Below are 21,869 nucleotides of genomic sequence, written 5' to 3'. Positions count from 1 at the left end.
CCTCGAACCGTTCCCGCCCGGCCTCAGCCCTGCAGCGGCAGACCGCCGAGCAGCGGGCTGCTCTTCTGGTTGACGGCGCCGGTCGTCCGCTTGACCTTGTTGAGCACGGAGCGCTTGTTCTCGGTGTTGAGGGCGTCCGACTGGTGCTTCAGCGGCATCGCCTGGTCCAGGGTCAGGGGGCTCTTGGTGAGCGTGTTCACGGCGCCGTTGAGGCTGGTGGGCGTCAGGTCGGCGTTGTTGGAGGCGAACGCGGGCGCGGCGAAGCCGGCGAGGGCCACGGAACCGGCAACGACAGCGGCAGCCTTCAGAGACTTCATCGTGTTCCTTTCTTCGGCGACTTGCGGCGGCGCGAGCCACGCAACGGAAGCCACCAGGGGGAATGCTGACGCCGTGCCTAACGACGCCCCGGCAGGCCGGAAACCCCACGCTCGGAAGACATATGAGATCCCTGAGAGGGACGGCAGCCGAAGACGACCCGGCGAGGCCGGTGAAGGCGGTCAGGCCCGGCAGACCCGGTGAAGCCGGTCGGGCCGGTGAAGGCAGTCAGGCCCGGCAGACCCGGTGAAGCCGGTCGGGCCGGTGAAGGCAGTCAGGCCCGGCAGACCCGGCAGGCCCGTGAGGCCGGTCAGGCCTGGCAGGCCGGTCGGGCCGGTCGGGCCGGTCGGGCCGGTCGGGCCGCTTAGCTCGGAGGCAGCGGGAGCGGCGTGGAGGCCGGGAGGCTGGGCACGGCGGCCAGGCCCGGCAGGCCCGGCAGGTTGGGCGCGGGCAGGCCGCTGCCGAGCAGGATCGCGGCGAGCAGGTTGACCAGGCCGGTCACGACGGCGGTGGCGGCCGGCAGCACCTGGCTGACGTCACCGGAGGTGGCGGCCTTGAGGAGGTTGTCGACCGCCGTCTGCAGGGCGGTCAGCGCGTCGCCGGTCAGGTCCTTGACGGCGGGGGCGCCACCGAGGCCCTTGGCCTGGGCTGCGGCCGGCGCGGGGAACGCGGCCGGCACGGCGGGGGCACTCGGCACCGCCGGCGCCGACGGCAGGGCCGGGGTGGCGGGGGTGCTCGGGGTCGCGGCCGTGGCGGAGGGCGCGGCCGCCGTCGGGGTGGCCGCGGAGGCCGTCGGAGTCGTCGCGGAGGCCGCCGGCTTCGCCGCAGGCGCCGTCGGGGTTGTCGGTTTCGCCGCCGCGGGGGAGACCGCGGGCAGCGGGGCCGCGGCCGGGGCCGCCGCCGTGACCTGGGCGATGGCCGCCTTCACGGCGTCGCCGAGCTGGGTGGCCTGATCGGCGGTCAGCTGGCCGTTGTCCGCCGCGAGCACGGTGTTGAGCAGGTCGGTGACCGGCTTGAGCACGGTCCCGAGGTTGCCCAGCGACTTGACCTGGGCGAGCAGCGCGTCGGCCCCGGGGACGGGCGCCTGGGACATCGCGTGGGTGCGCTCACGGGCCGAGTCGGCGGCGACGGCCGCCGGGCCGGTGATCCCGGCCAGAAGAACGGCGCAGAGCGCGGTGGACGCGAGACGCCGCGCGGGCAGAGCACGCATGGGTGTTCCTTTCGATGCGCATGGGACCTGCTGCCCACCGTGGAATCACCCGCGTCGGCCTGCAACCGCTCAACCGCCGACCGTCACCGATCGCTTTCCGTGCCGTCGGCATCGTCCCTGATGAAGCGCCCTGTCGAGGCCGCCTCGCCATCTCCGCCCCGACTCCGGCCGTTCGGGGGAACGCCTGAGCGAGCCACGCGCGGCAGCCGTGCCCGGACGCACGAACCGGCCGGCCGCCCGCGGGGTGCGCGGGCGGCCGGCCGGCCGAAGGGAAAAGCCGCAGCGTCAGTCGTTGAGGCAGGTGTTGCCGAACGCGGGGTTCAGCAGGCCGATCACGTCGATGGTGTTGCCGCAGACGTTGACCGGCACGTGGATCGGAACCTGGATCACGTTGCCAGACAGCACGCCCGGGGAGTGGGCTGCGGCGCCGTTCGCGCCGCTGTCGGCGGCGGCCACACCGGCGCCGCCGGCGACGGCCGCGACGGCGGCGGTGGACAGGACCAGGCCCTTCGCGATACGCGACATGGAGAGGTGCTCCTTGGGGTCGAAACAAACATCCGGGCGGATGCCCAGCGCCGTGTCAACGCGCGGCACCAGCTCGGGTTGTGCCGCCAAAAGAGTGATCTCCCGGAAGGTCTCCTTCACCATTCCGACACACTTGCCCGGTTTCGACCGATTACTACAGATAACGGCTAGAGTTGCGCACCTCCTGACTTACCCGTATTGGCATCACATCGCACTCTTCCCGCTCTTCCCGCCTCCCCCTCCTTTCCTGAAAGGGCGAAGCCGGTCATGCGCAATCCCCTGGGCCCGCCGCTGCGCCGTGTGTCGGTGAGCGCGCTCGCCCTAGCCGCGATCTGGGCACCGGGCACCGCCGCCCGGGCGACCGCTCCGGCCGCCCCGCCCTCCCCCGAGGCTCCGCGCATCCCCTTCGCCGAGCGCTACCACGTGGTGCAGCGAGGCGGCTTCGCCCGCGCGGCCAACGCCTCCGTCAGCTGCCGTACGGCACCCGGACCCACCGCCGAACCGCCCTGCTCGGCGTCCCGGTCGGGCCAGGTCCCGGCGGTGAACGGGAACTTCGACATGTTCTACGTCGATGTCGACGACGACCCGAACACCTACAACTCCTCACGCGCCGAGCTCCGGCTGCCGGAGGGCTCCCGGGTGACGTACGCGCGGCTGTACTGGGGCGGCAATCTGCTGGCCGACGAGCAGAAGCCGGCGAAGGACAACGGGCGAGTGCTGATCGCCGAACCCGGCGGCCAGTACAAGGAACTGCTCGCCGACACGGTCGTGGGCCACCGGGCGGAGGGCGGCATGGACGCCTTCCAGGCCTCGGCGGAGATCACCGACCTGGTCCGGTCGAGCGGCTCCGGACTGTGGACGGTCGGCCAGGTGAACGCGGCCATGGGGAGGTCCGGTGCCTGGGGCGGCTGGACGCTGGTGGTGGCGTACCAGAACCCGGCGGAGCCCCTGCGCACGCTCGCCCTCTGGGACGGCTTCGACTCCCTCGACCGGGCGGCCGGGATACGGCTGAACGGGCTACGCATCCCGCGTGGCGCCGGCGGCCGGGTGGGTCTGGTGGCGTACAACGGCGACCGGGGCGGCACCGGTGACTCGCTCACGTACTCCCTCGCCGGTCGTGCCCCCACCCCGCTCGGCGACTCCGCCGACCCGGCCGACGACGTACTCAACTCCACGATCAACGACTCCGACCGGGTACGCGCCCGGCGTGAGCCGGCGTACGACAACACGCTCGGCTACGACTCGGATGTGTTCGATCTCGGCACCGGTCTCGCGCAGGGCGGTGACCAGCTGACCTTTCAGCTCGTTTCCCAGCGCGACGCGGCGTGGGCGGGCGCGCTCTTCGCCGCCGTGGACGTGCAGTAGTGCGGCGCGTTTCCGCCCGCAGTCCCGAGCGCCCCCCGTGAGCGAGGAATACCGCGTATGCACCGATCAGCAACCGACCCTCGGCGACGGGTCCTGCACCTGGCGCAACCCGTCGAGGGCGGGGTGGCCCGGGTGATCCTCGATCTGACGAAGGCCCAGCTCACGGCCGGTCTGCGGGTCACGGTGGCCTGCCCCGGTGGTGAACTGGCCGAGTCCGCACGGGAACTGGGCGCCGAGGTGCGCGGGTGGCGCGCCGACCGCTCCCCGGGCGCCGGTCTCCGTGACGAGGTACGACGGCTCACCCGGCTGCTCGACGAGGTACGGCCGGAACTGGTGCACGCGCACAGCGCCAAGGCGGGCCTCGCCGGCCGCCTGGCCGTGCGCGGCCGCGTCCCGACCCTGTTCCAGCCGCACGCCTGGTCCTTCGAGGCGGTCGGCGGAGTCACCGCCTCGCTGGCGCTGCGGTGGGAGCGGTGGGGCGCGCGCTGGGCGCACCGGGTGGTGTGTGTCAGCGAGGCGGAGCGTACGACCGGCGTACGCGCCGGGATCCGCGCCCGGTACGCCGTCGTCCCCAACGGCATCGACACCGAGCACTTCACCCCGGGCGCCCGGGGCCCGTCCGAGCCCGGGGCACCCCTGGTCGTCTGCGTCGGCCGGCTCTGCCCGCAGAAGGGCCAGGACGTGCTGCTGCGGGCCTGGCCCGAGGTGCTGCGCCGGGTGCCGGGCGCCCGGCTGGCCCTGGTCGGCGACGGACCGGACCGCGAGGCGCTGCGCCGGCTGGCCCCCGCCTCCGTCGAGTTCGCCGGCGCCGTCGCGGACGCCCGCCCCTGGTACCGGGCCGCCGACCTGGTGGTGCTGCCCTCTCGCTGGGAGGGCATGGCGCTGGCCCCGCTGGAGGCGATGGCCTGCGGGCGGCCGGTGCTGGTCACCGATGTCGACGGCGCCCGCGAGAGCCTGCCGCCCGGACACGCCGCGCACGGTCTGGTGCCGCCGGGGCGACCGGGCGCGCTGGCCGGTGCCGTCGCCGGGCTGCTGCTCGACCCGGAGCTGCGCGCGTCGCTCGGCGACCGGGGGCGCCGGCACGTCCAGTCCACGCACGATGTGCGGCGCACGGCGGAGGCGGTCGCGGAGCTGTACCGCGAACTCCTCGGCGGGCGGCCGCTCATGTCCTTTGAGTGCAGGGAGTCCATCCACTCGTGACCGCGGAAAGCACCGTCCCCTCCCCCGGCCCGCAGCCACGGGAGCACGGACTCTCGCCCGTCTCGGTCCTGCCGGCCCGCACCGTCGGAGGATTCCGGTTCCCGCCGCGGCGGCCGCCCGCGCGGCCCGCCTCCCCGGCGCCGCTGCTGGCCGCCGACCTGTGCGCCGCGCTGCTCGGCGCGGTCGCCCTCGACGAGGCCGTGGGCCGGCCCGTCCTGGTCGGTCTCCTCGTGTCCGGGGCGATACTGCTGCGCCCGCAGCCCAGCGGGCGGGTGGCCGGGATCCTGGACGAACTCCCGGCGGTCTGCGGCCGGATCGCCGTCGTCTGGCTGGGCCTCGCCGCCGCCGTCGCCGCCTGGTACCCGGACCTCGCGCTGCCCGCCCGCACCCTGCTGCTGGGCTGCGCCCTGCACGCGGCGGCGGCCTGTGCCGGCCGCGGTCTGGTGCACTGGCGCCGCCGCCTGGCCCTGCTGCGCCACCCGCGCGCCGCCCTGGTCATCGGCCCCGCCGCCACCGCCCAGCGGGTCGCCGCGGCCGTGCTGCGCCACCCGGGCTTCGGCGTACGGCCGGTCGGCGTCGTCGCCGACCACCCCGAGGGCCCCGAGGGGCTGCCCGTGCTGACCACCGGCGAGGAGGTCGAGCGGGCCCTCATCCAGAACGGGGTCCGCGCCGTCCTCACCGTCCACCCCGCCGTCCGCACCGAACAGGGCCCGCTGCTGCGGGCGCTGGCCGAGTCGGGCTGCGTGGTCTGGGAGGTCGACGCGGACTCACCGGCGTACGAGATGCGCGACCAGCTCGCCGGGTTCTCCTGCCGCCGCCTCGAGATGGGCTCGCGGCGGCGCGGCAGCGTCGGCAAACGAGTCCTCGACATCGTCGTCTCCGGGTCGGCGCTGGTCCTGGTCAGTCCGCTGCTCCTGGTGTGCGCGGCGGTGCTGCGCCTCACCGACGGACCCGGCGTGGTCTTCCGGCAGGAGCGCATCGGCCAGGGCGGGCGCCCCTTCACCCTGCTGAAGCTGCGCACCCACCGCCCGGTCGACGCGCACGAGGCCGCGACGCGCTGGAGCGTGGCGGGCGAGAGCGAGATGAGCCCCTTCTGCCGGTTCCTGCGCCAGACGTCCCTGGACGAGCTGCTCCAGCTGTGGAACGTGCTCTGGGGCGACATGAGCCTGGTCGGCCCGCGGCCCGAACGGCCTTACTTCGTAGGCCAGTTCAGCCAGGCCTATCCGGGCTACGCGGCCCGCCACCGGATGCGGACCGGCATCACCGGACTCGCCCAGATCCACGGGCTGCGCGGCGACACCTCCATCGAGGACCGGGCCCGCTTCGACAACGCCTACATCGACAACTGGTCGCTGTGGCAGGACATCTGCATCCTGCTGCGCACCGCGGCCGCGCTCGTGCGTTCGACGGGGAGCTGACGATGAGCTTCGCACTCTCCCCGGCCAGGCCCCTGCGGCTGCCGCCGGTCCTCGCCGCGGCCGCCGTGCTCGCGGTCCTCGCCCTGCCGCTCACCCCGGCCGGCGGCGACAGCGGCGCCGGACCGGCGGACGCGGTGTCCGCGCTGGTGGTGCTGTACGCCGCGGTGCGCACGGTACGGGAGCGGCGGCGGCCGCTGTCGGCGACGGCCGCGGTGGTGCTGGGCATGCCGGTGGTGGGCCTGGCCGTCGCGGCGGCCGGCGCGTCCTCCCCGGGGGCCGGACTGACCGGCCTCGGCCGCTATCTCCAGGTGTTCGTCCTGGTCCCCGCCGCCGTGCTGCTGCTGATCCGGGACCGTGCCGACTTCCGGCTGCTGGCCTGGTCGTTCGTGGGGCTCGCGGGGTGGCAGGGCGCGGTCGGGGTGTACCAGTACCTCACCGGGACCGGGGCGTCGTACCAGGGCGAGGAGATCCGCGCGGTCGGCACGTTCGGGCCGCAGGACGTGATGGGCATGGCGACCGTGGTGTCGTTCGGCCTGGTCTGCGCGCTCGGGCTGGCGCTGGGCCGGTCACCGGTACGGCAGCGGATGACGGCGGGCGTGTGCGCGCTCGGCCTGCTGCTGCCGCTGGCCGTGTCCTTCAGCCGGGGGGCCTGGATCGCGACGGTGCTCACCTGCGGTGTGCAGCTGGCGCTGGCCGGGCTGCGGCGGGCGCTGAAGGTGGCGGCGGTCGCGGTCGCCGCGGGCGTGGTGCTGGTGGGGGGCTTCGGGCTGGGTACGGCGATGCTCCAGGAGCGGCTCAGCAGCATCGGGCAGGTGACCGACGCGCCGGACCAGTCGGTGGTCGACCGCTACACGCTGTGGGCGGCGGCGACCGGCATGTGGCGCGAACACCCGGTCACCGGGGTCGGGTTGAAGAACTTCCCGGCGTACCGGGACGGGCATGCCTCGCTGGCGCTGTCCTCCGGGAGCGACACGGAGGGGGCGGGGGCCGCGTTCCGGAAGCAGCCGCTGCTGTCGCCGCACAACATGTACCTGCTGGTGCTGAGCGAGCAGGGACTGCTCGGCGCGCTGGCACTGGCGGGCAGCTGGCTGGCGCTGCTGGCGTGCGGGCTGCGCGGGTGGTGGCGGGTCCGCGGCGGTGCCGGCCTCGACTGCGCTCTGGTGGGGTGCGGGCTGCTGATCTGGCAGCTCGTGGACTTCGCGTACGCGGACATCGGGGGGCCGTCGACCGTGCTGACGGCGGTGGTGTTCGGGGCGGTGGCCTGGTGGGCGCTGGTGGGGGCGGAGCGTTCGCCATGACGATGACGCCTTCCAGGACCTCGGGCGTGCCCGGGTCGCGTGCCGACAGCGGGTCGGTGGCGGCCGAGCGTGCCCGTGCGGCGGAGCCGCAGACGCCCCAGCCCCGCGCCCCCGACGGGGCGCCGTCCTCCCGTGGCGTGCTCGCCAAGGCCGCTCTTGTCACCGCCTCCCTCTCCGTCGTCGGCTCGCTCCTCGGGCTCATCCGGGACCAGTCGCTCGCCCGGCTCTTCGGCGCCGGACAGGACACCGACGCCTTCCTCGTCGCCTGGACCGTTCCCGAGTTCGCCGCGACGCTGCTCATCGAGGACGGGCTCGCCTTCGCGCTGATCCCCGCCTTCAGCCTGGCCCTCGCCCGGCGGGCGCAGGGGGCTCCCGGCGACCCCGTGCGGGCGCTGGTCGCCGGGACCCTGCCGAGGCTGGCCCTCGCCTTCGCGGCCGTCGGCGCCCTTCTCATCGGGGGCGCCCCGCAGCTCGTCGAGGTGCTCGCGCCCGGTCTGGACGACCCCGGGCTCGCCGTCGACTGCACCCGGCTGACCGCGACCTCTGTGCTGACCTTCGGGCTGGCCGGGTACTGCAGCGCCGCCCTCCGCGCGCACCGGCGGTTCCTCGCGCCGGCCGCGATCTACGTCGCCTACAACGCCGGCATCATCACGGCGATGTTCGCCTTCGGCGGTGCCTGGGGCGTGCGGTCGGCCGCGTTCGGGGTGGCGGCGGGGGGCCTGCTGATGGTCGCCGTACAGCTTCCCTCGCTGCTCGGGCAGTTGCGGCGCAAGGTCAAGGCCGCCGTCGGCGACCCGGTCGCCGAGGCGGAGCCGCTGAACGTCGTCCTGATGGCCACCGTGCTGCTGTTCGCGCTGTGCCGGCAGTCGCAGGTGCTGATCGAGCGGTTCCTCGCCTCGCATCTGCACTCCGGGGCGATCTCACACCTCAACTACGCGCAGAAGGTCGCGCAGATCCCGATGACGATGTCGATGATGCTGTGCACGGTCACCTTCCCGGTGGTGGCCCGGGCGCTGGCCGAGGGCGACACCGAACGGGCACGGCGCCGGGTGGAGCGGGATCTGTCGGTGGCCGCGAGCGTCGTCCTGCTCGGCACCGCCGTGGTGGTGGCGTGTGCGCCGCAGCTCGTCCACCTCCTGTTCCAGCGGGGGGCGTTCACCGCGGCGGACACCGCCGCCACCGCCGGGGTGATGCGCGTCTACGCGCTCGGGCTGCTCGGGCAGACCATGGTCGGGGTGCTGGTCCGCTCCTACTTCTCGGCGGGCCGCGCCACCTGGTACCCGGTCGGCGCCATGGCCGCCGGGATCGCCGTGACCTCCTGGATCGGCGCCATGGCGGTGGACCGGTACGGCGTGATCGGCATCGCCGCCGCCAACGCCATCGGCATCACCGTCACCGCCGTGCTCCTGCTGTCCGGTATGGGCCCGCGCAGTGTCCCGATCCGTATCCGGCGGGTGCTGGCCGAGCTGAGCCGGCCGGTGCGGGCCGCCGTGGTCGCCACGGTCGTCGGCACCTTCGTCGCCGGACGGCCCGCGGACCCGCTGACCGGTCTGGCGGCCGGCACCACCGCCGTGACCGCGATCTTCGTCCTGCTCGGCTGGGCGCTGGACGCCCAGGGCTTCGCACCCGCACTCCGTTCCGTAGGCACCGTCACCCGAAGGCTCGCGCATGCCGTCTTCCATTGAGTCCGCCGAGAAGATCCGACACCTGGCGGGCCCGGTCCCCTGGGTCGCCATGTACCACTCCGTGGGCGACTGCTCGGACGATCCGTACCGCGTCACCGTCACCCCCGACCGGCTGGCCGCACAGCTGGGCTGGCTGCGCCGGCGGGGGCTGCGCGGGGTGTCGGTCGCCGAACTGCTCGCCGCCCGGGCCCGGGGCGAGGGGCGGCGGCTGGTCGGGCTGACCTTCGACGACGGCTACGCCGACTTCCTCGACCACGCCCTGCCGCTGCTCGACCGCTGGGGCTGCGGCGCCACCCTGTTCGTGCTGCCCGGGCGGCTCGGCAGCGACAACCGCTGGGACTCGCTCGGCCCGCGCAAGCCGCTGCTCACCGCCGACGGGATCCGGCGGGCGGCGGCGGCCGGCGTGGAGATCGGCTCGCACGGGCTCACCCATGTCGACCTGACGAAGGCCGACGCGGACACGCTCAGGGCCGAGACCGCCGACAGCCGGGCCGTCCTGGAGGAGCTGATCCAGGCCTCCGTGAACGGCTTCTGCTACCCCTACGGGGCCGTCGACCAGCGGGTCGTCGACGCCGTACGGGACGCCGGATACGGCTACGCCTGCGCCATCGACCCCGGCGAACTGAACGGCCTCCACACCCTGCCCCGGGTGCACATCGGCCAGAACGACCACGCCCTGCGCCTCTTCCTGAAGTACCGGCTGCACCGGTTGCGCCGCCGTCCCGTCAAGGGGCTCTGAATGAGGGCCCTGCATGTCATCACCGGGTTGGGGGTCGGCGGGGCGGAGCAGCAGCTGCGGCTGCTCCTGCGCCACCTGCCCGTCTCCTGCGACGTCGTCACGCTCACCAACCCCGGGCCGGTCGCGCGTGCTCTGGCCGCCGACGGGGTGCGGGTGGTCCATCTCGGGATGGCCGGGAACCGGGACCTGGCCGCGCTGCCCCGCCTGGTCCGGGTCATCCGCCGGGGCCGCTACGACCTCGTCCACACCCACCTGTACCGGGCCTGTCTCTACGGCCGGATCGCGGCGCGCCTCGCGGGCGTGCGGGCCGTCGTCGCCACCGAGCACTCGCTCGGCGACACGCAGCTGGAGGGGCGCCGGCTGACCTCCGGGGTACGGGCGCTGTACCTCGCGGGCGAACGGCTCGGCCGGTCCACGGTCGCCGTCTCCCCCACGGTCGCCGAGCGGCTGCGCGGGTGGGGGGTGCCGGGGCCGCGGATCGAGGTCGTACCGAACGGCATCGACCTGGAGCGGTTCCGCTTCGACCCGGACCGGCGGCAGCGCACCCGGGCCCGGCTCGGGATCCCGCAGGACGCGTTCGTGGTGGGCGGCATCGGGCGGCTGGCGCCCGGCAAACGGTTCGACGTCCTGATCAGGGCGCTCGCCCAACTTCCGCCGGACTGCCGCCTGTTGCTGGTCGGCGGGGGCGCGGAGGAGGGGGCGCTGCGCCGGGCCGCCGAGGAGGCCGGGGTCACCGGCCGGGTCGTGTTCGCCGGTGAGCGGCCCTATGTCTCCGACAGTTCGGCCGACCCCGACCTCCCGTCCCTCGCCGCCGCCATGGACGTACTGGCCTCGCCCTGCGCCGAGGAGGCCTTCGGGCTCGCGGTGATCGAGGCGCTGGCCGCCGGGCTGCCCGTCCTCTACAGCTCCTGCCCCGCCGTCGAGGACCTGCCGCCCGCCGCCGCCCCCGGCGCCCGCCGCATCGAGGGCGGTGCCCGTGCCTACGCCGAGGCACTGGCCGCCGCCCGCGCCGCCGGGCCCGGCCCGCGCACCGCGCCGGAGGCCGCCCGTCACTACTGCATCACCCGCAGCGCCGCCCAGCTCATGGACGTCTACGCGGCCGCACTCGCCACCACCCCTCAGGGAGCCAGTACGCCATGACCGAGAACACCCCCGGGGCAGCCCGCCCCCTCGCCCGCGCCCGCGCGGTCCCGCCCTGGTCGCTGCTGGCGGCCGGGGTCGCCGCCGGCGCCCTGCTGGGCGGCGCCTACGGCGTACTCACGCCGCGCAGCTACACCGCGACCAGCTACGTCATCGCCGTCCCCGCCGACCGGTCCGACACCGCCACCGCGCAGGGCTTCGCGCAGGCCTACGGCCGGGTCGCCACCCAGCTCGCGGTGCTCGGGGACGCCCAGGTGTGGGCCGGGGTGCCGGTGAACACGCTGCGGGACAGCGTGCAGACGGAGACCTCGCCGGACGCGCCGATGGTCGCCGTCTCGGCCACCTCGCCGCACCCCCTCCAGGCCGCCGACATGGCGAACGCGGTGGCCCGCTCGCTCACCCAGCACGCCAACGACACCAAGGGCGACACGCACGTCGAACTCCTCCAGTTCTCCCGGGCGCTGAAGCCGACCGCGCCCACCTCGGCGTCCCCGAAGGTGACCGGTCTGGTGGGTGCCAGCGCGGGCGGGCTGCTGGCCGGGCTGGTGCTGCTGGTGCGGCCCCGGCGCCACGAGGAGGACAACGCTCCGCAGGCCTCCGTGCCGGGACCTGCCGTCGCCGCCGACGCGCACGGACAGCTGTGACGGCGACGGCCTACCCGACGCTCGCCGCGCACACCACCGAACTCGTCACCGACGAAGACGCCTTCGCCGGGCTGGCCCCCGCCTGGGGCCGTCTCTACCGGCGGTGCGGCACGGCCACCCCGTTCCAGAGCCACGCCTGGCTGCACTCCTGGTGGCGCTCGTACGGCGTCCCGGGCCGGCTCCGCCTGGTCCTGGTGCGGCACGGCGGTGAACTGGTCGGCGCGGCCCCGCTGATGCTGGTGCGCCGGCCGCTGCCCACGCTGGTGCCGCTGGGCGGGGCGATCTCGGACTACACGGACGTGCTGCTCGCCGACGCCGACGACGGCCGGGCGGCGGCCGCGCTCACCCAGGAACTCGGCCGGGCGGCCCGGACGGCGCTGATCGACTTCCGTGAGGTGCGTCCGGGCGGTGCGGTGGAGCGGGTGTACGACCGCTGGCACGGGCCGTGCCGGAAGGTGCCCGACTCGCTGTGCCTGGAGCTGCCCGCGGTGTCCATGGACGAGCTGGTGGCCCGGCTGCCGTCGAACAAGGCCCAGCAGCGGGTGCGCGCCAAGCTGCGCAAGCTGGGCTCCCTCGGGGTGCGCCGGGACGTCGTGGCGCCGGAGGGCGTCGACACCGCGCTCGGGCGGCTCCTCGATCTGCACCGGCTCCAGTGGCAGGGGCGGAAGGTGACGACGGAACACCTCCAGTCGCGGTTCCGGGAGCATCTGGTGCGCTCGGTGGGGCCGATGGTGCGTTCCGGGGACGCGGTGGTCACCGAGTTCCGGCTGGACGACGAGGTGGTCGCCGTCGATCTGACCCTGCTGTCGCCGAGCCTGGCCGGCGGTTACCTGTACGGGGCGCATCCGCAGCTGCGCGAGCGGAAGGCGGACGTGGCGGTGATGCTCCTGGACGCCTGCGCCCAGTACACCGGCGCCGGTGAGCGGGGCGCGCTGAGCCTGCTGCGCGGGAACGAGCCGTACAAGCACCACTGGCGGCCCCAGCCGGTCGCCAACCAGCGGCTGCTGCTGGCCCGGCGCCGCACCGCGCCGCTGCTGACGGCGGCGCTGTGCGACGCCGCCGCCCGGCAGCGGGTCAAGGAGGTGCGGCACCGATGGAAGGAACGGCGGCAGGACTAGGTCTCCGTGCGCGACCACCAGTCGAGGCGGACGCAGAGTTTCCCGCCGAGCCAGTACTCGATCCAGTCGCCCAGGTCCATCGGCGCGCAGCCGGCCGGGGGCGCGGTGCCGGGAGTCGGGGTCGGGGTCGGGGTCGGCTTCGGGAGGTCCGGGGTGGGAACCGGCGTCGGGGTCGCGGTGTCGGTGCGGCCGGAGAGGGCCGAGCGGTAGACCCGCGAGGAGCGCGGGTTGTCCGAACACTGCCAGACACCGTGCGGGCAGTAGTCGGTCAGCGTGTTGTACAGCGGTCTGTGCTCGTCCATCCAGGTGAGCATCCGCCGCATGTATTCGGCGTTGTCCCCGTTACGGAAGAGGCCCCATTCCGGATAGGAGATGGGTTTTCCATGGGCCTTCGCGAAATCGACGTGCTGCTGAAGTCCGTAAGGCTCCCGCACCTGTTCGTCGAAGGAAAGCCCCGTCGGCTGGTCGTAGGAATCCATGCCGATGACGTCGACCGTGTCGTCCCCGGGGTAGCACTCCGTCCACGGGACGGCGTCGCGGCCCCGGCTCGGCGTGAAGTCGAACCGGAATTTCTGGCCCGGCACCGCACGCATGGTGGTGACGATCCTCTTCCAGTATTTCTTCCAGGCCTCCGGGTCCGGCCCGCAACGATGGGTGTAGGTAGTGCCGTTCATCTCCCAGCCGAGCACGATGACCGTGTCCGGCACCTCCAGCTCCACCAGCCGTTCGGCCAGGGCCCGGAAGTGGTGATCGAACAGCCCGGCGGCGCCCTGCGCCAGCAGCGACCGGACCTCGGCGTCCCCGACGTGGTCCTCGTTGCGCTCCTGCATGGGCACGTTGAGGACGAGCATCCGGTCGTCCTTCTCCCGCCGCCAGTGCGCCCAGACGTCCAGGAAGCCGGGTGCGCCCTCGATGTCGGCCCAGCGGTTGCCGGGCAGATACGTGTGCGCGACCTTCAGCTCGGTGCCGCCGAGCCAGCCGCTCAGCTGGGCCATGCGGGCCACGCCCAGCGGTCCGGAGTCCAGGAAGGCCCCGAAGGCCGGCGGCGCCGCCCTGGCGGGCGCGGGCGCGGAGCCGGCCGGTGCCGGTGCGACCGCCGCGGGACTGGCCGGGACCGGCAGGGGTGCCGCCGACGCCGGGACGGACGTCGTGGGTGTCGGAGCCGGAGTCGGGTCCGTGACCAGCGCCACCTCCGCACCCGCGGCGAATCCCGGACCGGTCGCCAGGGTCGCCGAGGCGACGACGACCGCCGCCACCGCCGCGACCACAGCCCGCCGGTGCGACCGGGACCTCGGCCGCTTTCGCTGCTGTGGAGCCATGCCTGCTCCTTTCTCCACCAGTTCTCGTCCGTTCTTCTCGTCCGCTCGCACGTTCGCTGAGGAAGTACCACTTACTGACACTCAGTCATATCAATATGAATACCGCCAGTGCGGCTGCGGCTTTCGGGTGCGCCGAACGCCCGCACGGGTGAACCGAGGCAAAGGAAAAGGTCCGTGTCGCTGCTAGACATCCGGGTTCCCGCGGTTCTGCTGCGGATCGACCGGAATCCCTTTCACCACGGCACCCTCGGGGCCGTGCGCTCGCTCGGCAGAGCCGGCGTGGACGTCCATCTGGTCGCCGATTCCACCGGCAGTCCGGTCGGCAGGTCACGTTTCGTACGGCAGCTGCATCCGCCGCCGGCGCCGGGTGCGTCCGCCGCGGAGATCGTGGCCGTGCTGCGCCGGGTGGCGACGCGGATCGCCCGTCCGGCGGTGCTGATCCCGATGGACGACGCGAGCGCGATCGCGGTCGGCCGGCTCCGCGAGGACCTCGCGCCCTCCTATCTGCTGCCGCATCAGCCCGCTCTGCTTCCCGAACGGGTCGCCGACAAGGCCGAGTTGGCCCAGGTGTGCGCGGCGGCCGGGATCCCGCATCCGCAGACCCTCGTCCCGGACAGCGCCGAGCAGGCAGCCGCCGCCGTCTGGCGGCTCGGGCTGCCGGTGGTCGCCAAGTGGAGCCGGCCCTGGCTGGTGCCGGCCGGGTCCGGGCTGCGCAGCACGGTCGTGGTGCGCTCGGCGCGGGAGGCGCGGGAGCTGTTCCTGCGGGCCGACGAGGCGGGCAGCCGTCTGCTGCTCCAGGAGTTCCTGCCGCCGGGCCCGGACCGCGACTGGTTCTTCCACGGCTACGCCGACCGCACCGGGGCGGTCCGCGCGGGCGGCCCCGGCCGCAAGCAGCGGGCCTGGCCGCGCGGGGCGGGCCTGACCGCGGTCGGCCTGTGGACGCCCAACCCGCAGGTCCAGGGGCTGGCCGAGCGGCTCACCGGCGAACTGGGCTTCCGGGGCATCTTCGACCTGGACTTCCGGCGCTGCGGCAGCACCGGCCGCTACCACCTCCTCGACTTCAACCCCCGTCCGGGCGCCCAGTTCCGGCTCTTCGCCGACAGCGCGGGCCTGGACGTCGTACGCGCCCTGCACCTGGATCTGACCCACCGCCCGCTGACCGCCGGGGCTCCGCTGGCCGGGCGGGCGTTCGTGGTGGAGAACTACGCGCCGCTGAGCGCGCTGCGGCCGGCCCCGCGCGGGCGCGAGCTCGCCTGGAGCGCGCCGGACGACCGGGGGCCGGGCCTGGCGATGTGGGCACTGTGGTGCCGGCATGTGGCCGGCCGGCTCCTCGGCCGGCTGCGCCCCGGCACGGCCCCGGTCCCGCGGTCGGCCTCCGTCGTGGTCCGCCAGGCCGGGGAGCCGGCCGGGGAACGCCGTCCGGCCGTCCTGGACGAGGAACTCTCCGGAGTGTCCGGTGCCGCCAGCCTCTCCGGTCTGCCCGACCGGTCCGACGACGAGAAAGCGAGCAGCTGCTGATGTACGACCTGCTGGTGGTGGGCGCGGGCCCGTACGGCCTGTCCATCGCGTCCCACGCCGCGGCGGCGGGGCTGAACGTGCGTGTCTTCGGTCGCCCGATGGCGTCCTGGCGCGACCACATGCCCCGCGGGATGTTCCTCAAGTCCGAGCCCTGGGCCTCCAACCTGTCGGACCCGGAGGCACGTTGGCGGCTGGACGTGTACTGCGCGGGCCGGGGGGTCGAGGCCCGGCACGGGCGGCCGATCCCGCTGGACATGTTCACCGAGTACGGCCTGTGGTTCGCCCGCAACGCCGCCCCGCCCGTCGACGAACGCACCGTCACCCGCATCGCGCCCCGCACCGGCGGATTCGACGCGACGACGGAGGACGGCGAGACCCTGCACGGCCGGACCGTCGCCCTCGCCGTCGGTGTGCTGCCGTTCGTCGAGATCCCGTCCGCGCTGCGCGGCCTCTCCCCCGACCTGGTCTCGCACAGCAGCCACCATGCCGACCTCGACCGCTTCCGGGGCCGGGACGTCACGGTGATCGGCGGCGGCCAGGCGGCCCTGGAGACCGCCGCGCTCCTCGCCGAACAGGGCAGCAGGGTACGGGTGCTGGTGCGCGCGGAAGAGCTGTACTGGAACGAGGTACCGCCGCCCTGGGAGCGCCCCTGGTGGCGGTCGGCGCGCGCCCCGCACAGCGGCCTCGGCCCCGGCTGGCGCAACTGGTTCTACTCCGAGCGCCCCGGCCTGTACCGGCGGCTCGCGGAGCCGACCCGGGCGCGGATCGCGGCCACGGCCCTCGGCCCGGCCGGCGCCTGGTGGGTGCGGGAGCGGGTGGAGTCCGGGGTGGAGGTACTGCTCGGCCGTGAGGTGACGGCGGCCCGGGCCACCGCGGGCGGGGTACGCCTGGACACGGAGGCGCGCGGCGGCGGGGTGGGCACCCTGGAGACCGAACACGTCATCGCGGCCACGGGGTTCCGGGCGACCCGGGAGCGGCTCGGGCTCCTGGCCGACGACCTGCGTACGACGCTGGTGGCCGGGGCCGACGGGGCGCCGGAGGTCGGCCGGGACTTCGAGTCGTCGTACCCCGGGCTGTTCCTGGCCGGTCTGATCACGGCCGCGGGCTTCGGTCCGGCGATGCGCTTCGTGCACGGTGCCGGCTTCACCGCGGGCACGCTGGTGCGCGGGGTACGGCGGCGGCTGCGCTCGGGCCCGGCCGGCTGGGGCCTCGACGCGGACCACCGGGAGCCGGCACCGGACGCGGTACGGAGCTGACGGACGCGGGTGCCGGAGCCTTCAGGAGGCGTCCAGCACCCGGCGGGCCGGACAGGCTCTAGGACCGGCGAGACGCGGCTCGGCCTCGTCGGTACAGCATCGTCCCGCCCGCGATCAGCGCGGCGCTGGCGGCCGAGGCCGCGAGCACGGCCTCACGGTCACTGCCGGTGTGCGGCAGGGTGGGCGGCGTTCCCTGGTGGTGTCCGCCACCGGGCGAAGGTGTCGGGCTCGGCGACGGAGGCGTCGTCCGGCTCGGCGGCGGGGCCGTTCGGCTCGGCGGCGGAGGTGTCGGGCTCGGCGACGGGGGCGTCGGGCTCGGCGGGGGCGGAGTCTCGCCGCAGGGGGTCTCGCCGCCGTAGGGGGGCGGGGTGGTGCCGGGCGAGCCCTCGGCGCCGTAGCCCGAGTCGCACCCCGTACCGCCGTAGCCCGAGGTGTCGGGGCCGGAGTCGCCGTAGGACGGCTCGGGTGCGCGGTCGTCGGGGTGCTCGTCCACATCCGACTCGCTCGCACAGGAGTTGCCGAAGGCCGCGTTCAACGCGGCCGCCACGTCGATCGAGTTGCCGCACACGTTGACCGGCACGTGCACCGGGGCCTGGACGTTGTTGCCGGACACGACACCCGGTGAACCGCCTGCGGTCCCGGTCGCGTCCGTGTCGGCGAACGCGGGACCGGCGTACAGGGACAGCATGCCGGCCGCGGCGGCGGCCATGGCCATTGCCCTGCTGAGGGTCTGTCGCAATCTCGTTGTCTTCCTGCTCAGAAGTGGAAAGACCGGCCTCGGAGCGCGGATGCGAAAGATCGACGGTCCGAGGCCGGCCGTGACTCAGCCGGACGGCTGGTGCGCTGCGCTGACGTTGTCAGTGGTTGAGGCAGACGTTGCCGAACGCCGGGTTCAGAGCCGCGATGATGTTGACGGTGTTGCCACAGATGTTGATCGGAATGTGGATCGGGACCTGGATCGCGTTGCCGGAGATGACCCCGGGGGAAGCGACGGCAGCAGCCTCGGCACCCGAGTCCGCGAAGGCCGGAACGGCAGCGCCCAAGGCCAGGATTGCACCGGCGGCGACAGCAGCGGTCTTCTTCATGAACTTTCCCTTCTCTGCGGTCATGCCCGTATGACGGCCGAAACCGAGCGAGCACAGCATGAACGGCTCGCACCATGACCGGCAGACTGTAGAACGAGAAATGGGCAGCCGAAGAAACTACGCAACGCGCGCCGTCGGGTAATTCACTCGAACGCCTTCACAGAATTGACGCGACCTCAGCGAAAACCGCTCGGGCGGCGCGTGAATACGCGCCGCCCGAGGGGACTTTCCATGACCGCCAGGATGCTACTGGTTGGCGACGCCGTTGGCGGACAGGGCCGCGATGTCGTCCAGGATGTGCGAGAGCGGCTCGTCGCCCTTGGCCTGGGTGGAGTTCTCGGCGCACTGCTGGTTCTGCGGCGCGGACAGGACGTTGATGTCCTGGACGTCGATCGGGACGGCGCCGAGGATGGCCTGCACGTTCCCCTTGACAGGCAGACCGACGCACAGCTTGTTCAGCGAGCTCTGGACCAGCGTGGCCTGCGGGCTCATCTTGCCCTTGGTCACCTGGTTGCCGAACTTCGACTTGGCGCCGTTACCGCTGGCGGAGGTGGTGCCGTGGTCGTTGCCGGTGGCAAGCGCCTGGGGGGCTGCCGCCGCCGACACACCTACGACGGACGCGGCGACCGCCACCGCGGCCATTGCCTTCTTCAGCATTTCGCTATTTCCTTTCCCGGCTTTACGCCAAGACGGACGTTCCTGCTCGGCATCAACCGCCCGCGCCCGGAATGGTTGCGGCAGGCACGCGGTACGTCACCCGATCGGACCGATGCCCCGTCCGGAATTTCCGTGAGAACCGGCCCGGCGGCGGGGTCGGGGATTGCCGGACCATGGGCCATCGGGGTGAAGGGCAGCAACCAATGGGATCGCCCGCAGTTGACCAGAGAGCTCCGGTCGACGGGGTGTCCTAGAAGGGAATTGACAAGTGATCAAGAAGGTTCTGGCCGCCACCGCTGTCGCAGCCTCCGTTGTCGGCGCCACCGCTGCGGCCGCCTCGCCTGCCCTGGCCACCGGCAACGACCGCGGCACCACCTCGGCGAGCGGCAACGGCGCCTCACAGGCGTTCGGCAACTCCGCCACGTACGGCAACATGAGCCCCCAGCTGGCGCTGATCCAGGGCTCCTTCAACAAGCCGTGCATCGGCCTGCCCGTCAAGGGCAACGTGCAAGGTCTCCTCGGCGCTGTGCCGATCAACGTCCAGGACATCAACGTCCTGTCCGCGCCGCAGAACCAGCAGTGCGTCGAGAACTCCACCCAGGCCAAGGGCGACGAGCCGCTCTCGCACATCCTGGACGACATCGCGGCCCTGTCCGCCAACGGCACCGCCAACAAGTAGTCCCGACACCTTCCGGGCCCCTGTCGGGGTGCTCTCGGCCGGCGGGCCGCCGACTTCCCGGCTCCCCGCCGGCCTGCGCCGTTTCCGGCGCACCCACCCCCCGGCGGAGCGCTCGTCGCCTAATCGGACTGCGCTGCTCCAATGGGGGCAAAACACGCAACCCCGGCGTGGTTTCGGCCGTTGACGATCACGCAGCTCCTCCCCGGAGTCCGCCTTTCGAAAGGGAACGAACATGAAGAAGCTGTGGGCAACCGCGGCCGTTGCCGCCACCGTCGCCGGTTTCGCGGCCACCGCCGCTCCCCAGGCCCTGGCCACCGGCAACGACAGCGGCACCACCTCGGCCAGCGGTAACGGCGCCAAGTCGGAGTTCGGCAACTCGGCCACGTTCGGCGACCAGAGCCCGCAGCTCTCGTTGGTCCAGGGGTCGTTGAACAAGCCGTGCGTCGGCCTGCCCGCCAAGCTGAACCTCCAGGGCCTCGTCGGCGCTGTCCCGATCAACGTCCAGGACATCAACGTCCTGTCCTCCCCGCAGAACCAGCAGTGCGTCGAGAACTCCACCCAGGCCAAGGGCGACGAGCCGCTGTCGCACATCCTGGACGACATCGCGGCCCTGTCCGCCAACGGCACCGGCAACAAGTAGTCCGGCACACGCCAGGCGGACGGCGGGCGGCGGGCCACCGGTTCTTCCGGTGGCCCGCCGCCTTTTTCACGCCCGGCGACTCACTTTCGGTACAGCGCCTCGACCTCGTCGGCGTAGCGGGCGGTCACCGCGTGCCGCTTCACCTTCAGGGACGGGGTGAGCAGGCCGTTGTCCTCGGTGAAGTCGCCCTCGACCAGGGCGAAGGCACGGATCGACTCGGCGCGGGAGACGGCCGCGTTGGCGTGGTCGACCGCCTTCTGCACCTCGGCCCGCAGCCGGCCGTCGCGCACCAGCTCGGCGAGCGGGGTGTCCGGCGGCAGCTTCCGTACGGACAGCCAGTGGGCGAGGGCCTCGGGGTCCAGGGTGATCAGCGCGGCGACGAAGGGCCGGTTGTCGCCGACGACCAGGCACTGGCCGACGGGCGCGCGGCTGCGCAGCCGGTCCTCCAGGACGGCCGGCGAGACGTTCTTGCCGCCGGAGGTGACCAGCAGGTCCTTCTTGCGGCCGGTGATGGTGAGATAGCCGTCCTCGTCGAGCACGCCGAGGTCGCCGGTCGCGAACCAGCCGTCGTCCGGGAGCACTTCGGCGGTCGCGGCCGGGTTGTTCCAGTACGACCCGAAGACCACCGGCCCCTTGATCAGCACCTCGCCGTCGTCGGCGATCCGGACGGCCGTCCCCGGGATCGGCTGGCCGACCGTGCCGGGGCGGGGCGCCAGCGGCGGCACGATCGTGGCGGCCGCGCTGGTCTCGGTCAGGCCGTAGCCCTCGTAGACGACGATCCCGGCCGCGTGGAAGAACAGGTTGAGGTTCCGGTCGAGCGGGGAGCCGCCGCTGATGGCGTACCGCATCCGGCCGCCGAGTTCCTTGCGGATACGGCGGTAGACCATCAGGTCGTACAGGGCCCAGGCGGCGTACAGGCCGGGGCCGGGGCCCTTTCCGGTGCCGAGGAACCTGTTCAGGTAGGCCTCGGCGAAGCGCACGCCGGTCCGTTCCGCCCGGTCGAAGGAGGCGGCCCGGCCGATCTTCTCGGCCGTCGCCCGCCCGGTGTCGTGGATCTTCTCGAAGAGGTACGGCACCCCGACCAGGAACGTCGGCCGGAACTCCCGTAGCGCGGGCCGGAGTTCGTCCGGCTTCACGCTCGGGAAGTGGCCCATCTCGATCCGGCCCATCAGACAGGCGATCTGGAGCGTACGGCCCAGGATGTGGGCGAGCGGGAGGAACAGCAGGGTGGCGGCGGTCTGCCCGGTGACCGCCTGGAAGACGGGGTACAGCAGCTCGACCGTGTTGGCGGCCTCGGCGTGCAGGTTGGCGTGGGTGAGGACGCAGCCCTTGGGGCGGCCGGTGGTGCCGGAGGTGTAGCAGACCGTGGCGGTCGAGCCGGGGGTCAGGGTGCCGCGGCGCTTGGCGACGTCCTCGTCGGGGATGTCCGCGCCGAGGGCGGTGAGTTCGGCGACCGCGCCGCCCGCCGCGGCAGCGGCTGATGTTTCCGTCAGCTCCCAGACGCGGGGAAGTCGGGAGTGCTGGGCGGTGCCGGTGGTGACGGTGGCGGTGTTCTCCGGGGTCTCGGTGACGACATGGCGGGCGCCGGAGTCCCGGACGATCCACTCCACCTGCTCGGCGGAGGAGGTGGGGTAGACCGGGACGGTCACCCCGCCGGCCGACCAGATGGCGAAGTCGAGGACCGTCCACTCGTAGCGGGTGCGGGACATCACGGCCACCCGGCCGCCGGGTTCCAGGCCGGCGGCGATCAACCCCTTCGCCACGGAGGTCACTTGGGCGGCGAAGGCGGCCGCCGTGACGGTGCCGTCGCGGCGGCGGATCGTGGTGGCGTCGGGGGCCTCGGCCGCGTTGGTGTAGGGGAGGTCGGCGAGGGAGCCGGTGGTGAGCGGGGCGGCGAGGGGAGTGGTGTGCGCTTCGCGCACGGTGCCGGTTGTGTCTCTGACGAGGTTCACGGAAGCGCGAGCTGCCAGGTCGGTACGTTGTCTTGCCCGCTTGAGGTCCTTGCGTACGCCCATGAGGCGTCAACTTACTCACAGGTAAGGAAGCGTCAATGGGTTG

The 21,869-nt window shown here is 73.5% G+C and carries 21 protein-coding genes; 13 read left to right on the top strand and 8 right to left on the bottom strand.

Going from position 1 to position 21,869, the window contains the following annotated elements:
- Positions 1-23 precede the first annotated feature (23 nt).
- From ACGFZQ_RS02005 to ACGFZQ_RS01995, 3 genes are all read right to left on the bottom strand, one after another.
- Positions 24-317 carry a hypothetical protein gene (locus ACGFZQ_RS02005; RefSeq protein ID WP_393838746.1) on the bottom strand — a complete coding sequence of 98 codons (294 nt, stop codon included), beginning with the start codon at positions 315-317 and terminating at the stop codon, positions 24-26.
- Between the two features lie 362 nt (positions 318-679).
- Positions 680-1,525 (bottom strand): hypothetical protein, encoded by an 846-nt coding sequence (locus ACGFZQ_RS02000; protein WP_393838745.1) that lies wholly within the window; start codon positions 1,523-1,525, stop codon positions 680-682.
- A 285-nt stretch (positions 1,526-1,810) separates the two neighbouring features.
- Entirely contained in the window at positions 1,811-2,050 is a 240-nt protein-coding gene (locus tag ACGFZQ_RS01995; RefSeq protein ID WP_382546411.1) for a chaplin, read from the bottom strand.
- A 267-nt stretch (positions 2,051-2,317) separates the two neighbouring features.
- Here ACGFZQ_RS01995 and ACGFZQ_RS01990 point away from each other — a divergent pair, with 267 nt between their 5' ends.
- The 9 genes from ACGFZQ_RS01990 to ACGFZQ_RS01950 are packed head-to-tail and all read left to right on the top strand — an operon-like array spanning position 2,318 to position 12,657.
- Positions 2,318-3,415 carry a DUF3344 domain-containing protein gene (locus tag ACGFZQ_RS01990; protein ID WP_393838744.1) on the top strand — a complete coding sequence of 366 codons (1,098 nt, stop codon included), beginning with the start codon at positions 2,318-2,320 and terminating at the stop codon, positions 3,413-3,415.
- Between the two features lie 57 nt (positions 3,416-3,472).
- Positions 3,473-4,615, top strand: a complete 1,143-nt coding sequence (locus ACGFZQ_RS01985; RefSeq protein ID WP_393838743.1) for a glycosyltransferase — start codon at positions 3,473-3,475, stop codon at positions 4,613-4,615.
- Complete coding sequence (locus ACGFZQ_RS01980) at positions 4,612-6,033, top strand: exopolysaccharide biosynthesis polyprenyl glycosylphosphotransferase (RefSeq protein ID WP_393838742.1); 1,422 nt, start codon at positions 4,612-4,614, stop codon at positions 6,031-6,033. The genes ACGFZQ_RS01985 and ACGFZQ_RS01980 overlap by 4 nt, the downstream gene beginning before the upstream one ends.
- A 2-nt stretch (positions 6,034-6,035) precedes the next feature.
- Complete coding sequence (locus tag ACGFZQ_RS01975; RefSeq protein WP_393838741.1) at positions 6,036-7,331, top strand: O-antigen ligase family protein; 1,296 nt, start codon at positions 6,036-6,038, stop codon at positions 7,329-7,331.
- On the top strand, positions 7,328-9,016 hold the full coding sequence (gene murJ, locus ACGFZQ_RS01970) for a murein biosynthesis integral membrane protein MurJ (RefSeq protein ID WP_393838740.1): 1,689 nt from the start codon (positions 7,328-7,330) through the stop codon (positions 9,014-9,016). Before ACGFZQ_RS01975 ends, murJ begins: the two co-directional genes overlap by 4 nt.
- On the top strand, positions 9,000-9,755 hold the full coding sequence (locus ACGFZQ_RS01965; RefSeq protein WP_393838739.1) for a polysaccharide deacetylase family protein: 756 nt from the start codon (positions 9,000-9,002) through the stop codon (positions 9,753-9,755). The genes murJ and ACGFZQ_RS01965 overlap by 17 nt, the downstream gene beginning before the upstream one ends.
- Positions 9,756-10,895 (top strand): glycosyltransferase, encoded by a 1,140-nt coding sequence (locus ACGFZQ_RS01960; protein ID WP_382546389.1) that lies wholly within the window; start codon positions 9,756-9,758, stop codon positions 10,893-10,895. It abuts the gene before it with no gap.
- A complete protein-coding gene (locus ACGFZQ_RS01955) occupies positions 10,892-11,539 on the top strand; it encodes a lipopolysaccharide biosynthesis protein (protein WP_351735100.1) in 648 nt (215 codons plus the stop codon). Before ACGFZQ_RS01960 ends, ACGFZQ_RS01955 begins: the two co-directional genes overlap by 4 nt.
- Positions 11,536-12,657 (top strand): GNAT family N-acetyltransferase, encoded by a 1,122-nt coding sequence (locus ACGFZQ_RS01950; protein ID WP_393838738.1) that lies wholly within the window; start codon positions 11,536-11,538, stop codon positions 12,655-12,657. The genes ACGFZQ_RS01955 and ACGFZQ_RS01950 overlap by 4 nt, the downstream gene beginning before the upstream one ends.
- Here ACGFZQ_RS01950 and ACGFZQ_RS01945 read toward each other — a convergent pair.
- Positions 12,654-13,976 carry a glycoside hydrolase family 26 protein gene (locus tag ACGFZQ_RS01945; protein WP_393838737.1) on the bottom strand — a complete coding sequence of 441 codons (1,323 nt, stop codon included), beginning with the start codon at positions 13,974-13,976 and terminating at the stop codon, positions 12,654-12,656. The two genes, ACGFZQ_RS01950 and ACGFZQ_RS01945, sit on opposite strands and share 4 nt — an antisense overlap.
- 174 nt (positions 13,977-14,150) lie before the next feature.
- Here ACGFZQ_RS01945 and ACGFZQ_RS01940 point away from each other — a divergent pair, with 174 nt between their 5' ends.
- On the top strand, positions 14,151-15,494 hold the full coding sequence (locus tag ACGFZQ_RS01940) for an ATP-grasp domain-containing protein (protein WP_393838736.1): 1,344 nt from the start codon (positions 14,151-14,153) through the stop codon (positions 15,492-15,494).
- On the top strand, positions 15,494-16,750 hold the full coding sequence (locus tag ACGFZQ_RS01935; protein ID WP_393838735.1) for an FAD-dependent oxidoreductase: 1,257 nt from the start codon (positions 15,494-15,496) through the stop codon (positions 16,748-16,750). The genes ACGFZQ_RS01940 and ACGFZQ_RS01935 overlap by 1 nt, the downstream gene beginning before the upstream one ends.
- A 58-nt stretch (positions 16,751-16,808) precedes the next feature.
- Here the strand turns inward: ACGFZQ_RS01935 and ACGFZQ_RS01930 are convergent, their stop codons facing one another.
- The 3 genes from ACGFZQ_RS01930 to ACGFZQ_RS01920 all read right to left on the bottom strand — a co-directional run bounded on the left by ACGFZQ_RS01930 (position 16,809) and on the right by ACGFZQ_RS01920 (position 18,492).
- A complete protein-coding gene (locus tag ACGFZQ_RS01930) occupies positions 16,809-17,489 on the bottom strand; it encodes a chaplin (RefSeq protein WP_393838734.1) in 681 nt (226 codons plus the stop codon).
- 118 nt (positions 17,490-17,607) lie between these two features.
- Positions 17,608-17,895, bottom strand: a complete 288-nt coding sequence (locus ACGFZQ_RS01925; protein ID WP_393838733.1) for a chaplin — start codon at positions 17,893-17,895, stop codon at positions 17,608-17,610.
- 186 nt (positions 17,896-18,081) lie between these two features.
- Entirely contained in the window at positions 18,082-18,492 is a 411-nt protein-coding gene (locus ACGFZQ_RS01920; RefSeq protein ID WP_393838732.1) for a rodlin, read from the bottom strand.
- Between the two features lie 268 nt (positions 18,493-18,760).
- On the opposite strand from ACGFZQ_RS01920, the gene ACGFZQ_RS01915 reads away from it, so the two are divergent.
- Positions 18,761-19,171 carry a rodlin gene (locus tag ACGFZQ_RS01915; protein ID WP_382546363.1) on the top strand — a complete coding sequence of 137 codons (411 nt, stop codon included), beginning with the start codon at positions 18,761-18,763 and terminating at the stop codon, positions 19,169-19,171.
- Positions 19,172-19,403: 232 nt separating this feature from the next.
- Positions 19,404-19,811, top strand: coding sequence for a rodlin (locus ACGFZQ_RS01910; protein ID WP_393838731.1), 408 nt, complete (start codon positions 19,404-19,406; stop codon positions 19,809-19,811).
- 80 nt (positions 19,812-19,891) lie between these two features.
- Here the strand turns inward: ACGFZQ_RS01910 and ACGFZQ_RS01905 are convergent, their stop codons facing one another.
- A complete protein-coding gene (locus tag ACGFZQ_RS01905) occupies positions 19,892-21,826 on the bottom strand; it encodes an AMP-dependent synthetase/ligase (protein ID WP_393838730.1) in 1,935 nt (644 codons plus the stop codon).
- Between the last annotated feature and the right edge of the window lie 43 nt (positions 21,827-21,869).

Source organism: Streptomyces sp. NPDC048254 (assembly GCF_043201895.1).
Lineage (GTDB): Bacteria > Actinomycetota > Actinomycetes > Streptomycetales > Streptomycetaceae > Streptomyces.
Note: the sequence above shows the minus strand (reverse complement) of the source record. Positions and strands in the feature narration are given on the sequence as shown.

Coding starts and splice junctions, on each gene's coding strand:
- ACGFZQ_RS02005 (WP_393838746.1), bottom strand. CDS start 317: ATGAAGTCTCTGAAGGCTGCCGCTGTCGTTGCCGGTTCCGTGGCCCTC.
- ACGFZQ_RS02000 (WP_393838745.1), bottom strand. CDS start 1,525: ATGCGTGCTCTGCCCGCGCGGCGTCTCGCGTCCACCGCGCTCTGCGCC.
- ACGFZQ_RS01995 (WP_382546411.1), bottom strand. CDS start 2,050: ATGTCGCGTATCGCGAAGGGCCTGGTCCTGTCCACCGCCGCCGTCGCG.
- ACGFZQ_RS01990 (WP_393838744.1), top strand. CDS start 2,318: ATGCGCAATCCCCTGGGCCCGCCGCTGCGCCGTGTGTCGGTGAGCGCG.
- ACGFZQ_RS01985 (WP_393838743.1), top strand. CDS start 3,473: ATGCACCGATCAGCAACCGACCCTCGGCGACGGGTCCTGCACCTGGCG.
- ACGFZQ_RS01975 (WP_393838741.1), top strand. CDS start 6,036: ATGAGCTTCGCACTCTCCCCGGCCAGGCCCCTGCGGCTGCCGCCGGTC.
- murJ (WP_393838740.1), top strand. CDS start 7,328: ATGACGATGACGCCTTCCAGGACCTCGGGCGTGCCCGGGTCGCGTGCC.
- ACGFZQ_RS01965 (WP_393838739.1), top strand. CDS start 9,000: ATGCCGTCTTCCATTGAGTCCGCCGAGAAGATCCGACACCTGGCGGGC.
- ACGFZQ_RS01960 (WP_382546389.1), top strand. CDS start 9,756: ATGAGGGCCCTGCATGTCATCACCGGGTTGGGGGTCGGCGGGGCGGAG.
- ACGFZQ_RS01955 (WP_351735100.1), top strand. CDS start 10,892: ATGACCGAGAACACCCCCGGGGCAGCCCGCCCCCTCGCCCGCGCCCGC.
- ACGFZQ_RS01945 (WP_393838737.1), bottom strand. CDS start 13,976: ATGGCTCCACAGCAGCGAAAGCGGCCGAGGTCCCGGTCGCACCGGCGG.
- ACGFZQ_RS01935 (WP_393838735.1), top strand. CDS start 15,494: ATGTACGACCTGCTGGTGGTGGGCGCGGGCCCGTACGGCCTGTCCATC.
- ACGFZQ_RS01925 (WP_393838733.1), bottom strand. CDS start 17,895: ATGCTGTGCTCGCTCGGTTTCGGCCGTCATACGGGCATGACCGCAGAG.
- ACGFZQ_RS01920 (WP_393838732.1), bottom strand. CDS start 18,492: ATGCTGAAGAAGGCAATGGCCGCGGTGGCGGTCGCCGCGTCCGTCGTA.
- ACGFZQ_RS01910 (WP_393838731.1), top strand. CDS start 19,404: ATGAAGAAGCTGTGGGCAACCGCGGCCGTTGCCGCCACCGTCGCCGGT.
- ACGFZQ_RS01905 (WP_393838730.1), bottom strand. CDS start 21,826: ATGGGCGTACGCAAGGACCTCAAGCGGGCAAGACAACGTACCGACCTG.